Here is a 372-nt window from a genome sequence, read left to right as displayed (position 1 = left end):
AACTAATAAAACGCGGTGTTTCTCGGCTTATTGCTTAAAAATTTAATAAATATTATCTAGTTTTCAAAGAACAAATTCGACAATTAATATTGTCAATGGAGCCTAACGGGATCGAACCGATGACCTCCTGCGTGCAAGGCAGGCGCTCTCCCAGCTGAGCTAAGGCCCCATAATGGGTATTTTATTAATTGGTAAATGGGCCTAAATGGACTCGAACCATCGACCTCACGCTTATCAGGCGTGCGCTCTAAACCAGCTGAGCTATAGGCCCGTAAACGCTTTTGAGAGTAGATCTCTCAAAACTAAACAAATTTTCGACAAGTGTGTAGGTTTCCGTAATATTCCTTAGAAAGGAGGTGATCCAGCCGCAGG

General features: G+C 42.7%; 2 tRNA genes. Both read right to left on the bottom strand.

What is annotated here, in order from left to right:
* Positions 1-96: 96 nt before the first annotated feature.
* Positions 97-169: transfer RNA gene (locus AC1RPJ_RS07940), tRNA-Ala, on the bottom strand.
* Between the two features lie 27 nt (positions 170-196).
* Positions 197-271 (bottom strand) — tRNA-Ile (locus AC1RPJ_RS07935).
* Positions 272-372 lie beyond the last annotated feature (101 nt).

The organism is Dellaglioa sp. CoH-57-MRSF-17 (genome assembly GCF_056782015.1).
Note: the sequence above shows the minus strand (reverse complement) of the source record. Positions and strands in the feature narration are given on the sequence as shown.